Source organism: Streptomyces sp. 3330, assembly GCF_031456635.1.
Classification (GTDB): Bacteria; Actinomycetota; Actinomycetes; order Streptomycetales; family Streptomycetaceae; genus Streptomyces.
The window spans coordinates 1-17466 of sequence record NZ_JAVDVA010000041.1 but is presented as its reverse complement, the minus strand read 5'-3'; the positions used below and the strand labels follow the sequence as shown (position 1 = coordinate 17466).

The 17466-nt window shown below is 67.4% G+C and carries 14 protein-coding genes and 1 pseudogene; 13 read left to right on the top strand and 2 right to left on the bottom strand.

Features of this window, described 5'->3' with window-relative positions; translation table 11 throughout:
• The first annotated feature begins 76 nt into the window (after window positions 1-76).
• From J2X68_RS37635 to J2X68_RS37595, 9 genes and pseudogenes are all read left to right on the top strand, one after another.
• Window positions 77-745 (top strand): HNH endonuclease family protein, encoded by a 669-nt coding sequence (locus tag J2X68_RS37635; RefSeq protein WP_310437141.1) that lies wholly within the window; start codon window positions 77-79, stop codon window positions 743-745.
• Between the two features lie 119 nt (window positions 746-864).
• Window positions 865-1300: pseudogene (locus tag J2X68_RS37630) on the top strand (IS5 family transposase); the annotation flags it as partial.
• A gap of 989 nt (window positions 1301-2289) precedes the next feature.
• The gene (locus tag J2X68_RS37625) at window positions 2290-2547 is read left to right on the top strand and encodes a replication initiation protein, RepL2 (protein WP_310437118.1); all 258 of its coding nucleotides are present in this window, start codon (window positions 2290-2292) and stop codon (window positions 2545-2547) included.
• Window positions 2548-2692: 145 nt separating this feature from the next.
• Window positions 2693-2875 (top strand): sigma factor, encoded by a 183-nt coding sequence (locus J2X68_RS37620; RefSeq protein WP_310437117.1) that lies wholly within the window; start codon window positions 2693-2695, stop codon window positions 2873-2875.
• A 921-nt stretch (window positions 2876-3796) separates the two neighbouring features.
• A complete protein-coding gene (locus J2X68_RS37615; RefSeq protein ID WP_310437116.1) occupies window positions 3797-4030 on the top strand; it encodes a hypothetical protein in 234 nt (77 codons plus the stop codon).
• Between the two features lie 128 nt (window positions 4031-4158).
• Window positions 4159-5616, top strand: coding sequence for an NF041680 family putative transposase (locus J2X68_RS37610; RefSeq protein WP_310437115.1), 1458 nt, complete (start codon window positions 4159-4161; stop codon window positions 5614-5616).
• Window positions 5617-5934: 318 nt separating this feature from the next.
• Window positions 5935-6429 (top strand): hypothetical protein, encoded by a 495-nt coding sequence (locus J2X68_RS37605; protein ID WP_310437114.1) that lies wholly within the window; start codon window positions 5935-5937, stop codon window positions 6427-6429.
• A gap of 1383 nt (window positions 6430-7812) precedes the next feature.
• Window positions 7813-9225, top strand: coding sequence for a hypothetical protein (locus J2X68_RS37600; protein WP_310437113.1), 1413 nt, complete (start codon window positions 7813-7815; stop codon window positions 9223-9225).
• Between the two features lie 127 nt (window positions 9226-9352).
• Window positions 9353-9841, top strand: coding sequence for a hypothetical protein (locus J2X68_RS37595; protein ID WP_310437112.1), 489 nt, complete (start codon window positions 9353-9355; stop codon window positions 9839-9841).
• A 1202-nt stretch (window positions 9842-11043) separates the two neighbouring features.
• On the opposite strand, the gene J2X68_RS37590 is transcribed toward J2X68_RS37595, so the two are convergent.
• Entirely contained in the window at window positions 11044-11232 is a 189-nt protein-coding gene (locus J2X68_RS37590) for a hypothetical protein (protein WP_310437111.1), read from the bottom strand.
• 303 nt (window positions 11233-11535) lie between these two features.
• Between J2X68_RS37590 and J2X68_RS37585 the strand changes: the two genes are divergently transcribed.
• Entirely contained in the window at window positions 11536-12339 is an 804-nt protein-coding gene (locus J2X68_RS37585; protein WP_310437110.1) for a hypothetical protein, read from the top strand.
• 78 nt (window positions 12340-12417) lie between these two features.
• Here J2X68_RS37585 and J2X68_RS37580 read toward each other — a convergent pair whose 3' ends face one another.
• The gene (locus J2X68_RS37580) at window positions 12418-12585 is read right to left on the bottom strand and encodes a hypothetical protein (protein ID WP_310437109.1); all 168 of its coding nucleotides are present in this window, start codon (window positions 12583-12585) and stop codon (window positions 12418-12420) included.
• A gap of 1210 nt (window positions 12586-13795) precedes the next feature.
• Here J2X68_RS37580 and J2X68_RS37575 point away from each other — a divergent pair.
• From J2X68_RS37575 to J2X68_RS37565, 3 genes are all read left to right on the top strand, one after another.
• Window positions 13796-14167: a hypothetical protein gene (locus J2X68_RS37575; RefSeq protein ID WP_310437108.1), complete on the top strand. Its 372-nt coding sequence runs from the start codon at window positions 13796-13798 to the stop codon at window positions 14165-14167.
• Window positions 14168-14799: 632 nt separating this feature from the next.
• Window positions 14800-16065: an AAA family ATPase gene (locus tag J2X68_RS37570; protein WP_310437107.1), complete on the top strand. Its 1266-nt coding sequence runs from the start codon at window positions 14800-14802 to the stop codon at window positions 16063-16065.
• Window positions 16062-17231 carry a ParB/RepB/Spo0J family partition protein gene (locus tag J2X68_RS37565; protein ID WP_310437106.1) on the top strand — a complete coding sequence of 390 codons (1170 nt, stop codon included), beginning with the start codon at window positions 16062-16064 and terminating at the stop codon, window positions 17229-17231. Before J2X68_RS37570 ends, J2X68_RS37565 begins: the two co-directional genes overlap by 4 nt.
• Window positions 17232-17466 lie beyond the last annotated feature (235 nt).

Below are 17466 nucleotides of genomic sequence, written 5' to 3'. Positions count from 1 at the left end.
CACTACGAAGATCACCAACCGTTTGTGATCTTCGAAAGGACCCGTCTCCGTGCGCCACCCCCGCACCGCCAGCGTCATGGCCGCCGCGCTGTCCGCGCTCGCCGCCCTGCTCTCCCCCGCCGCCCACGCTGTCTCCCGCGCTCCGGCATCACACCGGCATGCCCCTGGTGACACCCTCACCCTCCCGGTCCGCGACGCCCTGGCCGCGCTCACCGTGCAGGACGAGAACCGCACCGGCTACGAACGCACCAAGTTCCGGCACTGGATCGACGCCGACCGCGACGGCTGCAGCACCCGCAACGAAGTCCTCCTGGAAGAAGCCCTCACCGCCCCCGAACAGGGAGCCAACTGCACGCTGAGCGGCGGCACCTGGTACTCGCCCTACGACGACACCGCCTTCACCCAGGCCCGCGCCCTCGACATCGACCACCTCGTCCCGCTCGCCGAATCATGGGACTCCGGCGCCTCCGCATGGACGCCAGCCGAACGCCAGGCCTACGCCAACGACCTCGACGACCCCCGCGCCCTCATCGCCGTCTCCGCCACCAGCAACCGGTCGAAAGCCGACCAGGACCCCGCCACCTGGCAGCCGCCCGCCCAGGACTACCGCTGCACGTACACCGCCGACTGGATCACCGTGAAAATCCGCTGGGGGCTTGCCGTAGACCCTGCAGAACAGGCCGTGCTCACCGAACTCCTCGACGACTGCCCAGACACGGTCATCGAAGTCGTCCGAGCCCGCTGACTCCAGCAGAAACCGCCGGCACTGTTGGTGATCCTTTCCGCCCGGGAATCGTTGGACGGACGTGAAACTGTCGCCGAACGCCATGCCCGGGGTGGAGCAGCACGCCGAGAACGCCTAGGGGGAGCCAAACAGGCCCGTCGCCGGTCGACCGGGGGCGGGCAGGCTCGAAGCACCACTTGATCACTGACGGGCACGTCACACCGCTCGCAGTCCTGCTGACCGGCGGCAACCGCAACAACGTTACCCAGCTGCTTCCGCTGCTCGACTCGATCCCGCCGGTCCCCGGCCGGGTCGGCCGGCCCCGCCGCAAGCCTTACTCGCTCTTCGCCGACCGCGGCTACGACCGCGACATCTACCGCGACCAGGTCCGGGCCCGCGGCATCGTGCCCGCGATCGCCCGCCGTGGCACCCTGCACGGCACCGGACTTGGCACCTACCGGTGCGTGGTCGAGCGGTCCTTCGCCTGGCTCCACGGGGTTCCGACGTCTTCGGATCCGCTGGGAACGCAGGGCCGACATCCACAAAGCATTTCTCAAGCCCGCCTGCCGCCTCATCACCCACCGGCCGATTCAGTCCCTGTGCTACCTGATCTCAGTACGCTGCAGGTGTGACTGCACCGGTGATCGGCAGGCCAGGGCCGCGGAGGCCGAGAGAGCTCAACAATGTCCACGAGTTCCTCGACGAGGTGAGGCTCCGCCCAGGAATGTGGGTGCGCCGTAGCTCACTTCAGCATCGGGACTCCATGCTCATCGGCTACGCAGTCGCCTCCGAGATCCATGACATCGATGAGCGTTTCGACTTCTGAAACGGCGGCCCCTTCTCCCAGTGGCTGTGGAAGTGACTGAGCATGCAGTTCCCAGCGCTCTGGGCTGGGCTGTCGAGATCGAACGAGCAGCCGAGGCAGCCGGAACTCAACCGATGGAGTTGTTCTTTTCCCTCATGGACGAGTTCCGTGGCATGGCGGGGCGCGGAGCGTAGAAGAGGGATAGTGGTCCCCGACTGGCGTCGTCGCACTTCCAGCCGAACCCTCAACTCGTCCTGCAGGTGTGCCCACAAGAAGCCATCCGCGTCATCGTGTTAGCCGCTGTAAGTGCGCCTGGGCCACCAGGGATAAGAAGGACACCCCGCGCCAGAAGGGCCGGAGTTGATCGATGCCCCGGCCCTCCTGGATCTCTGACGCCTGCAACGCTCGGCCTGTGCTGTCCGGTGCCGCTGCGACGGCCGCTACGACGCGCTGGGCGATACAAGGTGTTCGGGCGGAGCGTATTCCGACGGTTGCCATGGGGGGTGTCGGTGTGCCGTCCGGGTCCAGCCCGTGCGGCCACAGTGTTTCGAAAATCTCGTCCCTGCTGCCGTGGTCCACGGCTGCCGGAGGAGGCGCTGTGCCCCTTCGCTGTCGTCGGCTTCCTCCCGCATCATGATCAGGCGGTAGGGGGCCTCGGTGTCACGATGATCGGCGGCTTCCAGGACGAGGGGGTTTCGGCGCCTTCTCGAACAACGACGAAAAGCGAAAGCTTCTGGATGTCCTCCACCGCACCGCTGGCATGACCGCCAACCAACGCTTGGTCGTCATGCTCTACGCGATGCACCCCACCGAGCGGGCCGGCGCCGTCGTTGAGACCGGCGCCAACCTCGCCCGGCTCGTGGGCATGTCTCCGACGGTGTTCTCCCGCACCCGGCGCCAGGTCGTGGAAGCCGGGTGGCTAGAAGAATCCGAGCGGCTGGCACACATCAGCTATTACCGGCTCAGCGAGAAGTGCACCGGCGAGGACGTTGTCGTCCCTCTGCGTCGCGCAACCTGAACAGTCCCAGGGAGCAGAGCTCATGTACGTGAGGTCAATGAGCACCAATCCCGGGATTGGTGCTCATTGACCTCACGTACATGAGCTCGCGCGGGACGCAGTCGCCAGACTCGTGGTCAGTCTTTCTCGCAAGGCGTCGAGCGTTGTGGCTGGCGACAGTGCAGCCTCGACGCAGCTCTACTCTGTCTACATCGAAACGATGTACCGGTATGTCTTCTACCGGGTCGGAGGCAAAGCGACGGCCGAGGACCTGTGCAGCGAAGTCTTCGTCCGTGCGTTCGCGCACCTGCACACCTTCGCTTGGCAAGGACGGAACTTCGGCGCCTGACTGATCACCGTTGCCCGCAATCCTGTGGCCGACCACTTCGCCTCAGCGCGCTTCCGGCTTGAGATATCGACCGGCGAGCTTCTAGGCAGTAAGGAACAAGCGAAGCTCCCGAAGACATCACCATCGGCAGCCACCGCAACAGCAGCTTGGTCGAGGCGCTCGCCCGACTCCCCCGCCGCATGAGGCAGGCCGCCTGGCTATGGGCACTCGCCCCCCAGCCCGCATCGCGCAGTAGATGCATATCAGCCCTAGCACGGCGCGGGTCCATCTCTACCGGGCGCGCCAACGCCTTGCCGCCGATCCGCTCCTGGCTCAACTCGCTGGGCGCTTGGAATCCTGAACGCTCCGTCTCCAAGTTCTTCGGCTCGTGGCCCGCCTGTTGGAGATTGCTCACCCCTCAGGACCACTAGCCCCGTGGCCGTATCCTTCTCCGTCGCAGGCCCAGGCCGCCGCCAGCGCCCACTGCGCGGTGCTTCTCGTGCTGGGTGACAATCGGTTCGCGACGCGTTTTGAGTGCCGTCACACGCCTGGTTTCGCCCATATGGAGGAGGTGGGGCTCGTCGCAAGCCGAAGAAAACGGCTGTACGGCTCCTCGGCGGCCTCTCGAGAGCTCCAAGGTCCAATCACACCAGCCCTCTTACGAAAGCGCCCCAGAGGCGCCCTTCTGTGTGTCGCTTTTAGCCCACTCGTTCCATAGATTCTTTCAGGGCTCAACAAGTCTCCGCAGCTCTGCGTTCGCACGACGCCCAACTACCCGACTGTGGCCTCTGCCGGCAGAACCGCGCTCCGACGACCTGCAACTCCGGTCGAGCTCACTCCGGCTTTCTGCAACACGCTTTAGCTTGCTCTTTAACATCTGGGCCGTCGGTCAGCCGCTGAATTGGGTCGAGGTGATCTCAGGCCGCGTGGGACCATCTCAGCATGCGCCTGGTAGCTGACGGAGCCACGCCGACCTCGCGGTTGACGCTGGTCAAGGACCTCGAAACCGACGACGGGTACGCCTTCGAGCTGGAGAGCCCGTTCTTCCTGGCTGCCGGTGATCAAATCGCTTTCGAAGGCGACAGGCTTGTCGTCGTGCGGGCCAGTGGAGAGCGGCTGTCACCGGCCGGCAACTGGTCTACTCGTTGCGGGCCCGGATCCCGGCAGCGCCGGTAGAAGCCGCTCCTCGAACGGTGCGTCGTACTTGATCACCCGGTCCGGTATCCGCCGTACACGGAAGCGGCCTTCGTCTGAACATGTGCTCCGACCAAGGAACACACACGTCCAGTGCGAAGGCCGTAAGGATGAGTCTGCAGCATCACGATGCCCGGCGAGAGCCGCTGACCGAACTGTCACGCTTCCGGGGCGAGTTCTACTCCTGCCTGGCCGCCCGTTCGGACGCCCTGTTCGAGCTTGCCGACGCGGTGTTGTGCGGTGACGGACCGGTGAGATCGCTGGCCGAGCTGTCGCTGGTGGGCGAACACCGCCGCGGGCACGGAGGACTCTACGCAGCTCTCGCCCAGGGCCGGGTCGACGCGGACCGGATACGCCAGGCTCTGGCCTCCGTGCCGCTGCCGCGGGCAGTCGACGGGCGGCTGGTCCTGGCCGTCGATGTCACCTGCTGGCTGCGGCCGGACGCCCATACCTCACCGGATCGGATCCTGTGTCACACCTACGGCCGGGGCAAGGACCAGCACATCCCCGTGCCGGGCTGGCCGTACTCGATCGTCTGCGCGCTGGAGCCGGGCCGCAGCTCGTGGACCGCCCCGCTGGACGCTCTGCGCCTGGCGCCTGGGGACGACACCGCCACCGTCACCGCCCGGCAATTGCGCGATTTGGTCGAGCGGCTGATCACCGCAGGCCAGTGGCGGACCGGTGACCTGGACGTCCTGGTCATCGCGGACGCCGGATACGACGCGCCCCGCCTGGCCCACCTCCTGCGGGACCTACCGGTGCAGGTCCTGGCCCGGATGCGTTCGGACCGAGTACTACGGCGGGCCGTCCCGCCTCGGCAGCCTCACACCATGGGCCGTCCGCCGCGGCACGGCGGCGAGTTCGTCTTCGGGCCGCCCGACACCTGGGGCACCCCGGACACCGAAACCGTCACCGACACCCGCCTCTACGGAACCGCCCGAGCACGCTCGTGGGACCGGCTCCACCCCAAGCTCACCCACCGTTCTTCCTGGGCTGCGGCCGACGGCACCCTCCCGATCGTCGAGGGGACCGTGATCCGCCTGGAGATCGATCACCTGCCCAGCGGAGCGACCCCGAAGCCGGTCTGGCTGTGGTGGTCGGGCACCGACGCCGGCGAAGCCGATACGGGCCGGCTCTGGCAGGCATACTTGCGTCGCTTCGACATCGAGCACACCTTCCGCCTGTTCAAACAGACCCTCGGGTGGACCTGCCCGAAGATTCGCACCCCCGAGGCGGCCGACCGCTGGACCTGGCTGATCCTGGCGGCCTATACCCAACTGCGACTGGCCCGGCCACTGGCAGCAGACCGGCGTCGTCCGTGGGAGAGGCCCGTCTCCTCGGACAGGCTGACCCCGGCACGTGTCCGCCGCGACTTCCGGCACATCCGCCCGACGGCCGTCTGCCCGGCCGGAGCACCGAAACTCACCCGCCCCGGACCGGGACGGCCACCCGGCCGAAAGAACACCCGGCCCACCCCACGCCACGACGTCCACACCCCCCGCAAGACCGGCACCACCACGTCCCGGGCCAAGCAGTCGACCACCCCACGACCCCGCCGCACAGGTTAAAGATCAAGTTAGCCCAATTCGACGCCGAGGTCTCCCGGAAGCAGGAGTCTGTCGACGTGGGAATTCCTATGTTCCACGAGATCGCTGCTCGTGCTACCGCGGTCTCCACACCGCCGGAGCCTTTGTAAACGGCATGCCACCCATGCAGGGCAGGGCCGCTTCACCAGTAGTTCGGAGAAGCCGCCTGGAGTGCCACGACGGGCCTCCTGTGGACCCCAAGCAGCTACCTGCCCCCGGCGTCCGGCAGGGCACCGGCTGGCCACGTGAACCGGACCCCGCCCCCTTCGAGTACTACCAGCGAACCTGGAGGTCTGACCCATGCCCGACACCATCACGGCCCGCCCGTACCTGCCCGGCTCCCCGCTCGCGTTCCTGCTGGAGATGGCCGTCGACGCGTACGGTCCCAACGAGACCAAGCAGCGCAACGACGCGGAGACCGCCGCCGCCCACCACGTCTACGCCGCATACCCGCACACCCTCGCGCAGGCCGTGGAGGCCGCAGACTGGCAGGCATCGCCGGCCACGGAGCGGGGAGGCCAACACTTCAAGCCGTCGGCGGCGGCGTCGCTGGACGGCGGCCTGTGGCTGCATCACACCCTGCGCATCACCGAGCACGACGGCGCCACCGACGTCCTCACGCTGATCGTGCCGTGCACCTGCGGCCGCTACACCGACATCACGCTCGACGGCGAAGAGATGCTGCTCGAAATGCTCGCGCAATTCGCGCCGACGCACGGCCGGTCGGTACACGACGACACCACGGCCGACTGCCACAGCGTCCCGGCCGCAAGTGCGCTGGACGGCCCGCGATAGCGGGTTTTCCGAGGCGGTCGCCGCGTTGGTCGGTCGCAGGCACGACCGTAAGAAGCGGAGCTCGCCCCTCAGCACTTCTCCGTCACGAGGGGCGGGCACCCTCCAGCGTGCCAGACCTCCGACACGACTCGAATTCACACGTGATCACAGCAAGAGGCGCAACCCATTGACGCCTGGAAGCACTCGGGGTGCGACCTGCACGACCTCGAGGTCCGCCGGGCGGCCCTGTGCCCCGAGTGCGGGCCCGTCCAAGCCTGCCAGGTCTGGCGCAACCCACGCCGCCGCAAGGTCGGAGGTGGGGAGTGCAGTACGAGTACTGCTGCCCCCACCGGCAGTGCAGCACCTCCTCGTCGGCCCCGTCACCAAGCCCATCAGCAACGTCATCGAATGGTCTCTGCCCGGCCAGCGCATCGGTGACGGGCGGCCGGGCCGCGAGAAGCTGCCCCCCACTTGGACTCCACCCGCGCCCGGTCGTCGCCGCCTGCCTGGCCCGGTACGGCCACGCCCCGCAGGTATCGATCCTGCACAAGAGCACGACGGCGGTCACCACCACCAGCCCGGTCCCGGCGCTCGAACCTTCGCGGTCACAGCACTTCGGGCTGCCGTAGATGGCCCGAAAAGGTCTGTACGGCCTTCTAACGGCCGACCGCAAGGCTCAAGGTGGATCGCATTGCCGCCTCGGAGGTCGGCCGCTGGAGACCCCTTTCTGGGAGTCGCTTATATGGTGATTGCAACGCAAGCCCGGTTTGTGGCCGGCGTCGGTCAGGTGATCTATGCTCGGCTCTCCCGTTCGCATCGGCGGCAGCTGTGCGGCGCCAGTCGCGGCGAGATGGCTTTGCCCAATGAAGGTCAGGCCACGGCCGCTCTCAGCGACCCGGTCGAACCTCCGCCGCTGCCGAGGGCGTCGCCCAGGTCGACGAAGCTTCGGTTGGAACGGCGTCACAGTCGTCGTTGCCCGAAGAGAACGGTCCCGGCTGCATACCTCACTCACACGAGGCCTCGCAGTTGCTCAAGCAAGAAGCGGACGACGCCTGAGACGACTGAGCCGATCAAGACGTCTCGCAGGTCGGTGTCACGGCGACGGTTGGACCGCGGCGCGCGATGGCACGGCATGGTGGTCTCCAAAGCGGTTGAGGTGGACTGAGGCAGGCTGGCCAGCTCGCTATCCACTCTCCGTGGCTTGGGGTGCCGATCTACGAACTGCGACGCCAGGGCAACTCCTGTGCTCAACAGCGCGGTTCAAGGACGTGGAGGGTCCCTCGCGGGCACGATGATGCGATGAGACGCGACGGAGAGGTGCCCAGCGAGGGCAGAGCCTCGCGCGGGTCGAGGCTGATCGCCCGCCCGAAGCTGCCTCCAGGGCCACTGCGCGCGCTGAAAACAATGATCTACGAGACCTACGTAGACGCCGTCGCCCCCACTCTCGACGCGCTGGCGACGGCCATCGCCGCAGACGACGACCTGACGGCCAGTCCTTCCCGCGACACGATTCAGCGCGTCATCGGCGAGCCTGCCGTCCCTGCAAAACAGGCCGACGCGGTCGCGGTGGTGACCATGCTGGCCCGCATGGCCGGTGCCGACGGCCAGCAGGCTGGACACGAAGTCGCCGCCCTATGGCGGCAGATCCAACTCGCCGAGCCCCTCGGAAGGCCCGTCAGAGAGATCAACGCCTATGACCTTGAGGTCCACCACGAGATCACCTGGCGCAACGTCACAGGGCTGACGAGTTACATCAGCCGCCATCACGACCTCGGGCTGCAGCGCCGCATCACCGAGGCAGCAGGCGGATCCAGTCACCTGGTGATGCTGGTCGGCCCCTCCTCCTCGGGCAAGACCCGAGCCTGCTACGAAGCCGTGAAAGCCCTGCCCGACGACTGGCGACTGTGGCACCCCATCGATCCGGGGCGCCCACAGGCCGCCCTCGCCCACCTCGGCAGCGTCGGACCCAAAACGGTCATCTGGCTCAACGAGGCCCACCACTACCTGCTGCACCCCGACCATGGTGAACAGATCGCCGCCAGCCTGCGGACTCTCCTGACCGACACAACCCGCGGTCCCATTCTGGTTCTCGGCACCATGTGGCCGGGACCCGGATACTTCGACGAACTGCTGACCACTCCCCCACGGGCCAGCTCCGAACACGGAGATTTGACCGCCACGGCACACCAACCCAAGAGCCCTGACCTGCCGCGGACAGGCACGATATCTGCTGGCCGGGCGGATCCTGCATGTACCCACCGCCTTCACACCCCGCGAAGTCGAGGTGAGCAGGAGGTCGCACGACCCACGTCTGGCTGCAGCTGCGCACTTGGCCAAGGACGGCATGGTCACCCAATACCTGGCTGCTGGATTCGACCTCGTTGCCTCCTACACCACCGCTCTGCCTGGACAGAAGGCGCTCCTCGACGCCGCCATCGACGCGCGCGGTCTCGGCCACCCCCCGCGCTTGCCTCTCTCCTTCCTCGCTGCAGCCGCCGAGGGATACCTCACCGACACACGGAGTGGGACCTGCTGGAAGACGATTGGCTCGAGCAGGCAGTGAAACGCCTCATCAGGCCCATGACGGGCGCCCGCGGTCTCCTGCACCGCAACAAGCGGCCCCGCGGCGGTGCCCTGCCCGCAGCGCAGCCGCCGGAACCGACCTACCTGCTGGCCGACTTCCTTGTCGACTACTTCCGCACCGTCCGACAAGCGCAACCCGTCCCAGACCTCTTCTGGCAGGCAGCCGTGGAACACAGCCACGGCGAGGCGGCCCGGGCTCTCGCGTCGGCTGGACCAAGCACTGCCTTGGTATGAGCGCGCTCAGAAGTCAGGGGATGACGAAGCGGCACGCACAGCTGTCCAGAGGCTGATCCGAGCAGGCCAGCTGGACGAGACGTCGCCGTGGCTGATGCGCGCGCCCGCCCGGGCCAGGCCACAGGCCATGCGGCACACCGCCGAGACCATGGCCCAGGAAGGCCACCTCGATGAAGCGATGGCCTGGTTCGAGACCGCGGCACGAGCAGGTGACGACAGCAGCCTGGTGGCAGCAGCCGAGGCATTGGCCGACGGCGGCCGCTTGACGCAGGCTCTCCCCTGGTTCGACCAGGCTGCCGCTGCCGGCAACGAGGACGCGCTCGCCGAGGCGGCCGAGTACCTTCAGGACGCCGGCCGCGTCGATGAAGCCTTCGCCTGGGGGAAGCGAGCCGAGCGAGAAGGGCCTGGCGTAGTCAGAACGCCCTTACCCGGCATGAGCGCGCGCACCATAAAGGCAGTGAGGCCCTCTTCGCTGGTGGATGGCAGGCCGCTGTATGGCTTGAGCGCGGTGACGGGAATTCCTCACACCCTGCACGGGCCAATGGGCCTACCGGGCCTCTCGGAGAGGTTTCTGCGTGGGCGGCGCGCAGAGAGAAGAAGGACACCGACAGCTTGATGGCCAAGGCACGGCGCGCAGCGACCGACGGGCATCTGCCCGAAGCCCTCGCCTTGGCCGAACAGGCCGCAGGCGAAGGGGAAGCCAGCGCTCTGATGTGAGCCGCCCAGCGCCTTGCAGACCGCGGCGCTTGGGAGGAAGCGTTCTCCTGGTGCCAGCGTGCCGTAGCGGTGGGCAGTGAACTCGCCGCGCACCTTGCCGTGGTGAGTCTGCAAGAGCTTGGGCGGGACGCAGAGGCTGGTCAGCTTGAGCGCTACGGCTGGAGTCCGCAGGGCGGCGTCGCAGAGGCCTGGAAACTCGAGACAGCTGAATGATCTCAGAGCCTTCCGTGCGGCGAGTGAGAAACACAGCAGCAGTCACGGGAGTGCGGGGTAACGATGGGCTCGGCCAGGGGATTCACTTTGCGCCGTGCGCACTCGTGTCCTGGGGCCCGAGGTGATTACGCCGTAATCACCTCGCGGCTAGAGGATGCACCCGATCATGGATGCGCAGACCGTACGCGGAGCCACCGACACCAGAACCCCGGGGCCTCCCACACCATCGGAAGCCGAGGATCTCGGGCTACGTCCAGGCTCGTTGGCCGTCCGCAGCCCGCAGGCATTACGGAGCCACGCTGTCGGCGATGGCTCGCAGCGTCCTTCGCGATTACGGCGTAATCACTTGGTGGCGCCCGCCTCGCGTGTTGTCCCGCCTCACCGAACCTCGATAGGTCATGTGCGTGTGCGGAAAGGCAACCGCGTCCACGTGCGACACCTCAGCGCCCGACTCCGCGTGCTCCACCCCGTTCGGTGCAGCCATGCTGCCGCAGGCACACTCGGGGGCACGCGCCCTATTTCGGTGGGACGTAAAGTCGGACGGCTCCGTGCGGCGAAGACGACTCGCTTGGATGAGACAGGGCAGAGCGCTATGCGGAGCTGTGCTTGGGTGACGGTCAGGACGACTCTGATTACGCCGTAATCACCCAAGCAATCTGGCGGTCTCTCCCGACGTGGTTCTGATCGTCCCGAACCGCGTCGTTCGGGTTTCTGTCCAGCGAACTAGTCGCGCGGTTGGGTGCGCTGGGGGGCTGGATGGCTGTACCGGCTGGGGTAGATCACGCGGTGCCGTTCATCGAGCATGCGGTTGTCCGCCCGGTGATCGACGAGATCCGCAAGAGCACAGCACCTACGACAGTCCCGAGGTGAAGTGGCCCAGATGGAAGGTCACACGGTGAGATTGCCGCCGACGAAGGTACGCTCTGGCGGCGACGCCACGAGTTCGACCATGGTGCCGGCGCGGAGGTCATCGCCGATGACACGCGTGATCGCGTCGGTGAGGCCGGTGCCTAGGCGCGCGGTGATCTGGGCGGCGTCGGGGCGGTCGAAGACGCCAGCGCGGACGCCCAAGATCACCGAGGCATTTGTGTCCACGGCCGTACGACCAACTTCGATGCGACGGCGACAGCCAGCGGGTACGCCAGACCCTTGGCTGGATGCGTGGACAGCGGCAACGCAGCCTCGACGCGTTGGCTCATCGACCGGCAGTCGAACGCGTGATGGGCGATGCCGAATGTGAGTCGGGCGTGGGCGAGTAATCATGTGCGATGCCGACGGGCTCATCTGCCTCGTGGGGTGCTCGGTCATGCACGGGGAGAAGGGCCGTCAGATGCCGTTTCACAGAATGTGAATCCCCCTGTGTGAGGCACACTTTAGCGTATGGCTCGAACAGCACGTAGATCGAAGGATCCGACAAAACCGCTGCTCAGACCCCCTGTCAGGGTCCGTCGTATCGATACCGCGGCGGTCGTCGGGCAGTTGCGTAAGTTGCATGAGGAGGCCGAGGACGAGGACGTCGACCGCATGCCAGCGGATGGCGAACTGTTCGGTGCCCTCCTCTATCTCGAGGCTCGTGCCGGGGCTCTGAAGAGCGTGGCTGCACGGCGTGCATCGGCTATCGACCGCACCCGGCTGTGGGAGTACCTTCGCCAGCAAGCGGACGTCCATCAGTCCCGGGCCATTGACGACGCGCGGGCCGCAGGAGCGCAGTGGGCACAGCTTGCTTCCGCGCTTGCGGTCAACGCGCCCAGCGCTGCCTACAACAAGGCACTGAGGCTGCGCGCTGCTGTCCTGGCCAATCCCGCAGACCCGGACCTGCCCGTCCGCCGCACTCCTGAGGCGGTTCAGCTCGCCGAGCGTCAGGCGTCAGCTCAGGCGGCGGCACAACGCCGTGCGGAAGACGAAGCTTCCCGTCGGCATGCCTTGATGGCTCCCGTCGCGCATGGACTCCTCGAGCACCGGGCGGTTTGGGATGACGACGATGACGTGACGTTCTGGCTGGACCAGATCGAGGCAGTACTCCCCCACTGCGAGACGCCCACTCAGTTCGTCAGCCTCGGCATCTACGTGGAGGCCGTGGTGCGTGAGCTGAGGAAGGCCGACCGCGCAGCGCGGACGGCTGAGATGGGTGAGGGTGCGCTTGCGGCGCTGGCAGCCGCTGCAGCACTGGTCTCGGGCGGCTGACGGTGGCGGGACTGCTGGGGTGATTACGCCGTAATCACCCCAGCAGCCGGACCTACGCTTCTGCTCGCCCAGCCCGCGCTACCGGCGGGAGAGTCTGCGGGTGAGGCCCGCGGCGATGGTGGTGGCGAGGAACCATTCTGCGGCGGTGAGTGAGGCGGCGAGCCACTGCTGCCAGCCGGTGGGGTGAAAGGCGTTCTGCTGTCCGAAGTCCACGGCGGGCAGCAGCAGATCGAGGGTGTAGAGCACCGGGTTGAAGGGCGGGGCTTCTGCGGGCTTTGGCGCCGGAGGGTTGCGTATGCCGAAGGCCAGGGTGGCAGTGGTGCGCAGGATGATCAGCCACGCTGCTGCCCTGAGCGGGCGGTAGCCGTAGCCGACGGTCCAGTCCTGGAGGTAGCCCCACGTGCGCAGGCCTGCCGGCTGGCTGGAGCGGTGTCGTCGGCATCTGGCGAGGAGGACTTCGTGTGCGTCGGCGTGGCGCTCCTGGCCTGAGTGGAAGGCGGCGAGCTGTTCGAAGAGCTGGGACGAGTCATGGCGGGGGGGGTGAGCCAGGCCAGGCGGTCGCCGAAGGGTGCTGTCTCCAAGTGGGTGTAGGTGAGGCCGTCCAGGCTTGTGATGCCGGGCTACCGGGCTGGGGCGTCTGTGAGGACGTCGAGATGGGCGTGCCGGAGATCGATGGGGCCGCGGAGCTGGGATGTGCTGTCGGTGCGTACCGAGCCGGCTGGCAGGCTTCGCAGGGATAGGCCGTCGGCGATGGTTGTTCCGGCAAGGCAGAGCGTGCTGGCGATGGTGCTGTTGGTGAAGGACATGCGGCATTGGGAGACGAAGCATCGCAGCAGTCGACAGTGCCGCCGACGGTGTGCCCCAGGCGGTCAGGGTTTCGGCGCCGGGGTGTGTGCGCTGGGCGCCGGGCAGATCGAGGCTGGCCACCGATCCGGGCGTTGGAAAGGACGATGTGACCGGTGGAGGTGAGAGTTCCCCTGAAGAGGCGGCCGCTGACGTGCAGGCGTCGTGCGGAGAGGATTTCGTCTCTGGGGTGGTGCAGCGTGGCCTGCGTGAGGTCGGCGGAGCCGTCGATGTGTGCTTCTTCCAGCAGAGCGTGGCCGCGGATCGTCAGGCTGGAGCGGGCGTGCAGGTCTCCGGCGATCCGTGCCAGCGAGATGTCGAGGGCCGGCCGACCGGTGGCGCAGAGGTTGGCGTCCTGGAGGAGGAGCGGGCCTTGGACGAGTGCGCCGGCGAGCTGGGCGGTGCTTCGGCGGTGAAGCCTGCGTCGAGGGCGAGTGGCCCGTCGACGTGGAGGCGGTCCGCGTGCAGGGCGCAGCCGTGGGGGTCGTGCAGGCGGCTTCCGCTGAGGGCGCAGCAGCGGAAGATCCTGGCGTCTTGCAGCCTGAGTTGACCGTACGAGGTGAATTGTCCGGTGGCCGGTGCGTCTAGGGTGCCGCCGAAGAGCTCGTTGCCGATGGTGATTCCGTCGCCGTTGAGGGTGACGCCGGGGGAGTTGGCGATCCGGCTCCCTTCGATCACGGAGGTTCCGCCGATGCGGGCGCTCTACATGAGGGCCTCTCCGCTGATGTCGGCGTCGCGGAGAAATCAGGTCCTGGTCCACGGTGAGGCTGTGGGCCAGCACGGCAGGTGTCCCGGAGGCGTGGAGGGCGGACAGGTCGGCGGTACCGGTCACGCTGGTGCGGCTGAGGAGCGGGGTTCGGGTGCTTCGGCAGCGGAGGAGCTGAAGAGCTCCGTCGGCTCGAGCACCGTGGAGTTCGAGGCCGGGGAAGCGGTAGCTGTTGAGGTCGACGAGCCTGAAGCTGCCTCGAGCCTGGGCGCGTGTTGAGAGGAGCAGTCCTGCGGGAACAGGCTGCAGGGGACCTCGCATGCGGACAAGTCCGGTATCCCGGTCACGGTGGCGCCGCGCAGAGGAGGGGACGGGACGTATCCGGGCGGTGGTTCCCGTGCGCCCAGCAGGAGCCGGGAGATTGACGCTGGCCCGAACCTGCCGCTGGGTGGGGGAGTGCTCGGGGGAGTGGGGGCGCAGGTCGACGGTCCGCCCGTGGGGAGGCGTCCCAGAGCATCTGTTCATGCGTGAGTCGCCTCATCGGTCCGCTCTCTTCTGAGTTGCGCAGTTGCCTGCGCGGGGTTCCGTGCCTCGTTCACATCGCGTCCAGCCCTGGCACCGTTCCTGATGACCGCAGGGTGCTGCGGTCCGTGAGCGCTGCCTGCCGCCGCCCTTGAGGGCTGTGGAGCGAGAGAGGGGCAGGCGCGAGCCGCGTGGGTTGGCGGCGGGGGGCCGCGGCGGGGGTGGGAGGAGCTGCTGGGTGATTACGTCGTAATCATTTGTGGGCGGGGGAGTGGTGACGGGGGAGTGATTACGTCGTAATCACTCACTGGGCAGCTGCCTGCGCATCAACTTGGTCTAGGTAACGTGTCGCTGAGGCAGATGATCTACGACGTTAGTATGGTGTCACCATGAGCACCGCAGCCACCTCCAGCGACCGCGAGAAGGTCGTCTCCAAACTACCGGGACAGCTCCGGCAGAAACTCAAGATCAGAGCCGCGCAGCTCGGTATCGAAATCCAAAGCGCCGTCGAACAGGGCATCAAAGACTGGTGCGCCCTGGCCTCGACGCCCCCGACCGTCGACACCGCAGGCGCGGACTCCTTCTCCACCTGGATTCCGGCCGCGCAGTGGAACGAGTTCCGTGAGAGCGCCGGAGAGAGGGGCGTCTCCCTCATCCAGGGTCTGGCTCAGGCCGTTCAGCTCTGGCTCGACACCAACCCCGCCCCCGGCGTCCGGCGTCCCGCCATCACCCGCCGCATCGTGGTCTGCAACCAGAAAGGCGGAGTCGGCAAGACCGCCATCACAGCCGGGCTGGGCGAGGCACTCGCCGAAGACGCGGACTCCCTGCATCCCGTGCGGGTAGCCAAGGCCCTCACCAAGGCCCTCCGCGCCAGCGAGACGGAGGCCGGCGAAGCCGTTCTGGACGACAGCGCCCTCGACATCGAGAACCTGCCCGGGCCCGGACAGCGCGTTCTGCTCGTCGACTTCGACCCGCAGTGCCACCTCACCAACCAGCTCGGCGCCAGCCCGCTGCCGCTCAACGGCGACAGCCTCACCAATCACATGGCCGGCGACCCCAAGGGCGACCTGCGCGACCTGATCGTCGCCGTCGACGACGAAAGCTTCGACGGTCGCCTTCACCTGCTGCCCGCATGCAACGACGCCTTCCTCCTCGACGTGCGCCTGTCCGCCGTGCGCGCCCGCGAAGCTGCTCTCGAGCGGGCTCTCGCTCCGCTCGAGGGTGATTACGACGTAATCATCGTCGACTGCCCGCCGAGTCTCGGCCTCAGCATGGACGCCGCTGCCTACTACGGCCGCCGCCGTGACACTGAAAATCCAGGACAGTCCGGGGCGCTCATCGTCGTCCAAGCCGAGGACAGCTCCGCCGACGCCTACGAGCTCCTCACCACCCAGATCGAAGACCTGCGTAACGACCTCCAGATCGACATCGACTACCTCGGCATCGTCGTCAACCTCTACGACTCCCGCCGCGGCTACATCGCGACGTCGTCCTTGCAGGGCTGGGTCGACATAAAGGATCCGCGGGTAGTCGGCCTCATCGGAGACCTCAAGGAACAGAAGGAAGCAGTCCGCGTGAAGAAGCCCCTGCTGTCTTACGCGCCCAAGTCGCAGCAGGCCGTCGGCATGCGCGCACTCGCCAGGGAGGTGCTGTGAGCAAGGCCGACCAGCTGGGCAGCGGCAGGTTCGGCGGGGCAGCCCGCAGCGTCAGCGCACGCCGGCAAGCCGTCGCCGCCGCCACAGGGGTCCCGACCGACGGAGTCGCGCCTCCGACGGAACTCCCCGTCCACCGCATCAGCCCGAACCCCGACAACCCCCGTTCCAGCCTCGGTGACCTCACCGACCTCGCGGGCAGCCTCAAGACCCATGGCCAGAAGCAAGCCATCACGGTCATGAACCGGGACGCCTACATCAAGGCCAACCCCGACCGGGCAGGCGATCTCGAGCACGACGTCACCCACGTGGTCATCGACGGCAGCAGCCGGCTCGCTGCCGCCCGCGAAGCCGGACTCGCCACCCTCAAGGTCATGGTCAGTGACGAGCAAGGCGGCACCAGCGAGGAGCTCCTGGAGTCCGCCCTTGTCGCCAACATCCACCGCCAGGACCTCGAAGAGCTCGATGAAGCGCGCGCCCTGCAGAGGCTCTTGGCCATTCATGGCAGTCAGCGCGCTCTCGCCAAGCGCCTGCACCGCTCGCAGGGCTGGGTGTCGCAGCGCGTTGCCCTGCTCAACCTCACCCCCGAACTGCAGTCCCGGATCGGGCAGGAGCCCATCGACCTGCTGCGCGCCGTCGGTAACAAGCCGGCCGATCAGCAGGAGGCGGCTCTGGCGGAGCTGAAGGCGGAACGGGCCCGCAAGGAGCAGCAGCTGCGGGCAGCCGCCTCGCAGCCGGTCCGTAAGGAGGCCGTGCAGACGGCAGAGGCAGACGAGAGGTCCGAAGACAGCCCAGGCAGCGACGGCGGCGACGATCACGGCGTAATCAGCGACCGTCCAACCGACAGCCTCTCGGTCGTGCCGGCCACGCCGGCGGAAGCGGAGCAGACACACGAGGAGCCCGAATCCGGGCCGGAGTCTGATCAGGGCGTACCGGAACCGCGCAGCGCTCCAGCGGCACCGGCCAAGAAGGTGGTGGACAAGGAGGGCAGCCAGCCCCGCTCGCTGCCCTACGACGATCCGTGGTTCATCGCGCTGCACCTTGAGCGGAAGATGGAGGAGCCGGCGTTCTTCGAGTTGCTGCGCCACCTTGCCAAGGTTGGCCAAGATCGCGATCCAGTGAAGTTCGCGGAGGCGATGGCGCAGTTCACCGTTGAGCGGACGGGCTGAGCGGCCGCAGGCGCCTCCTTTGAATCCGCGATCGGAGGCGCCAAGGGTGTCGCGGGGGCCCGAGTCACGTGAAAGCCTGATGGTTGTTCAGGAACTCAGATGCGGCAGGGGAGCGGTGCGTGGCTGACGGCGACATTCCTCAGCTGACCCGGACGCACCGCGTTCTCATCGGCGTGGTCGTGACCGGCGCCGTGGTCATCGCCGGGATCGGCTTCGCCGGTTCGTACGCGGCCGT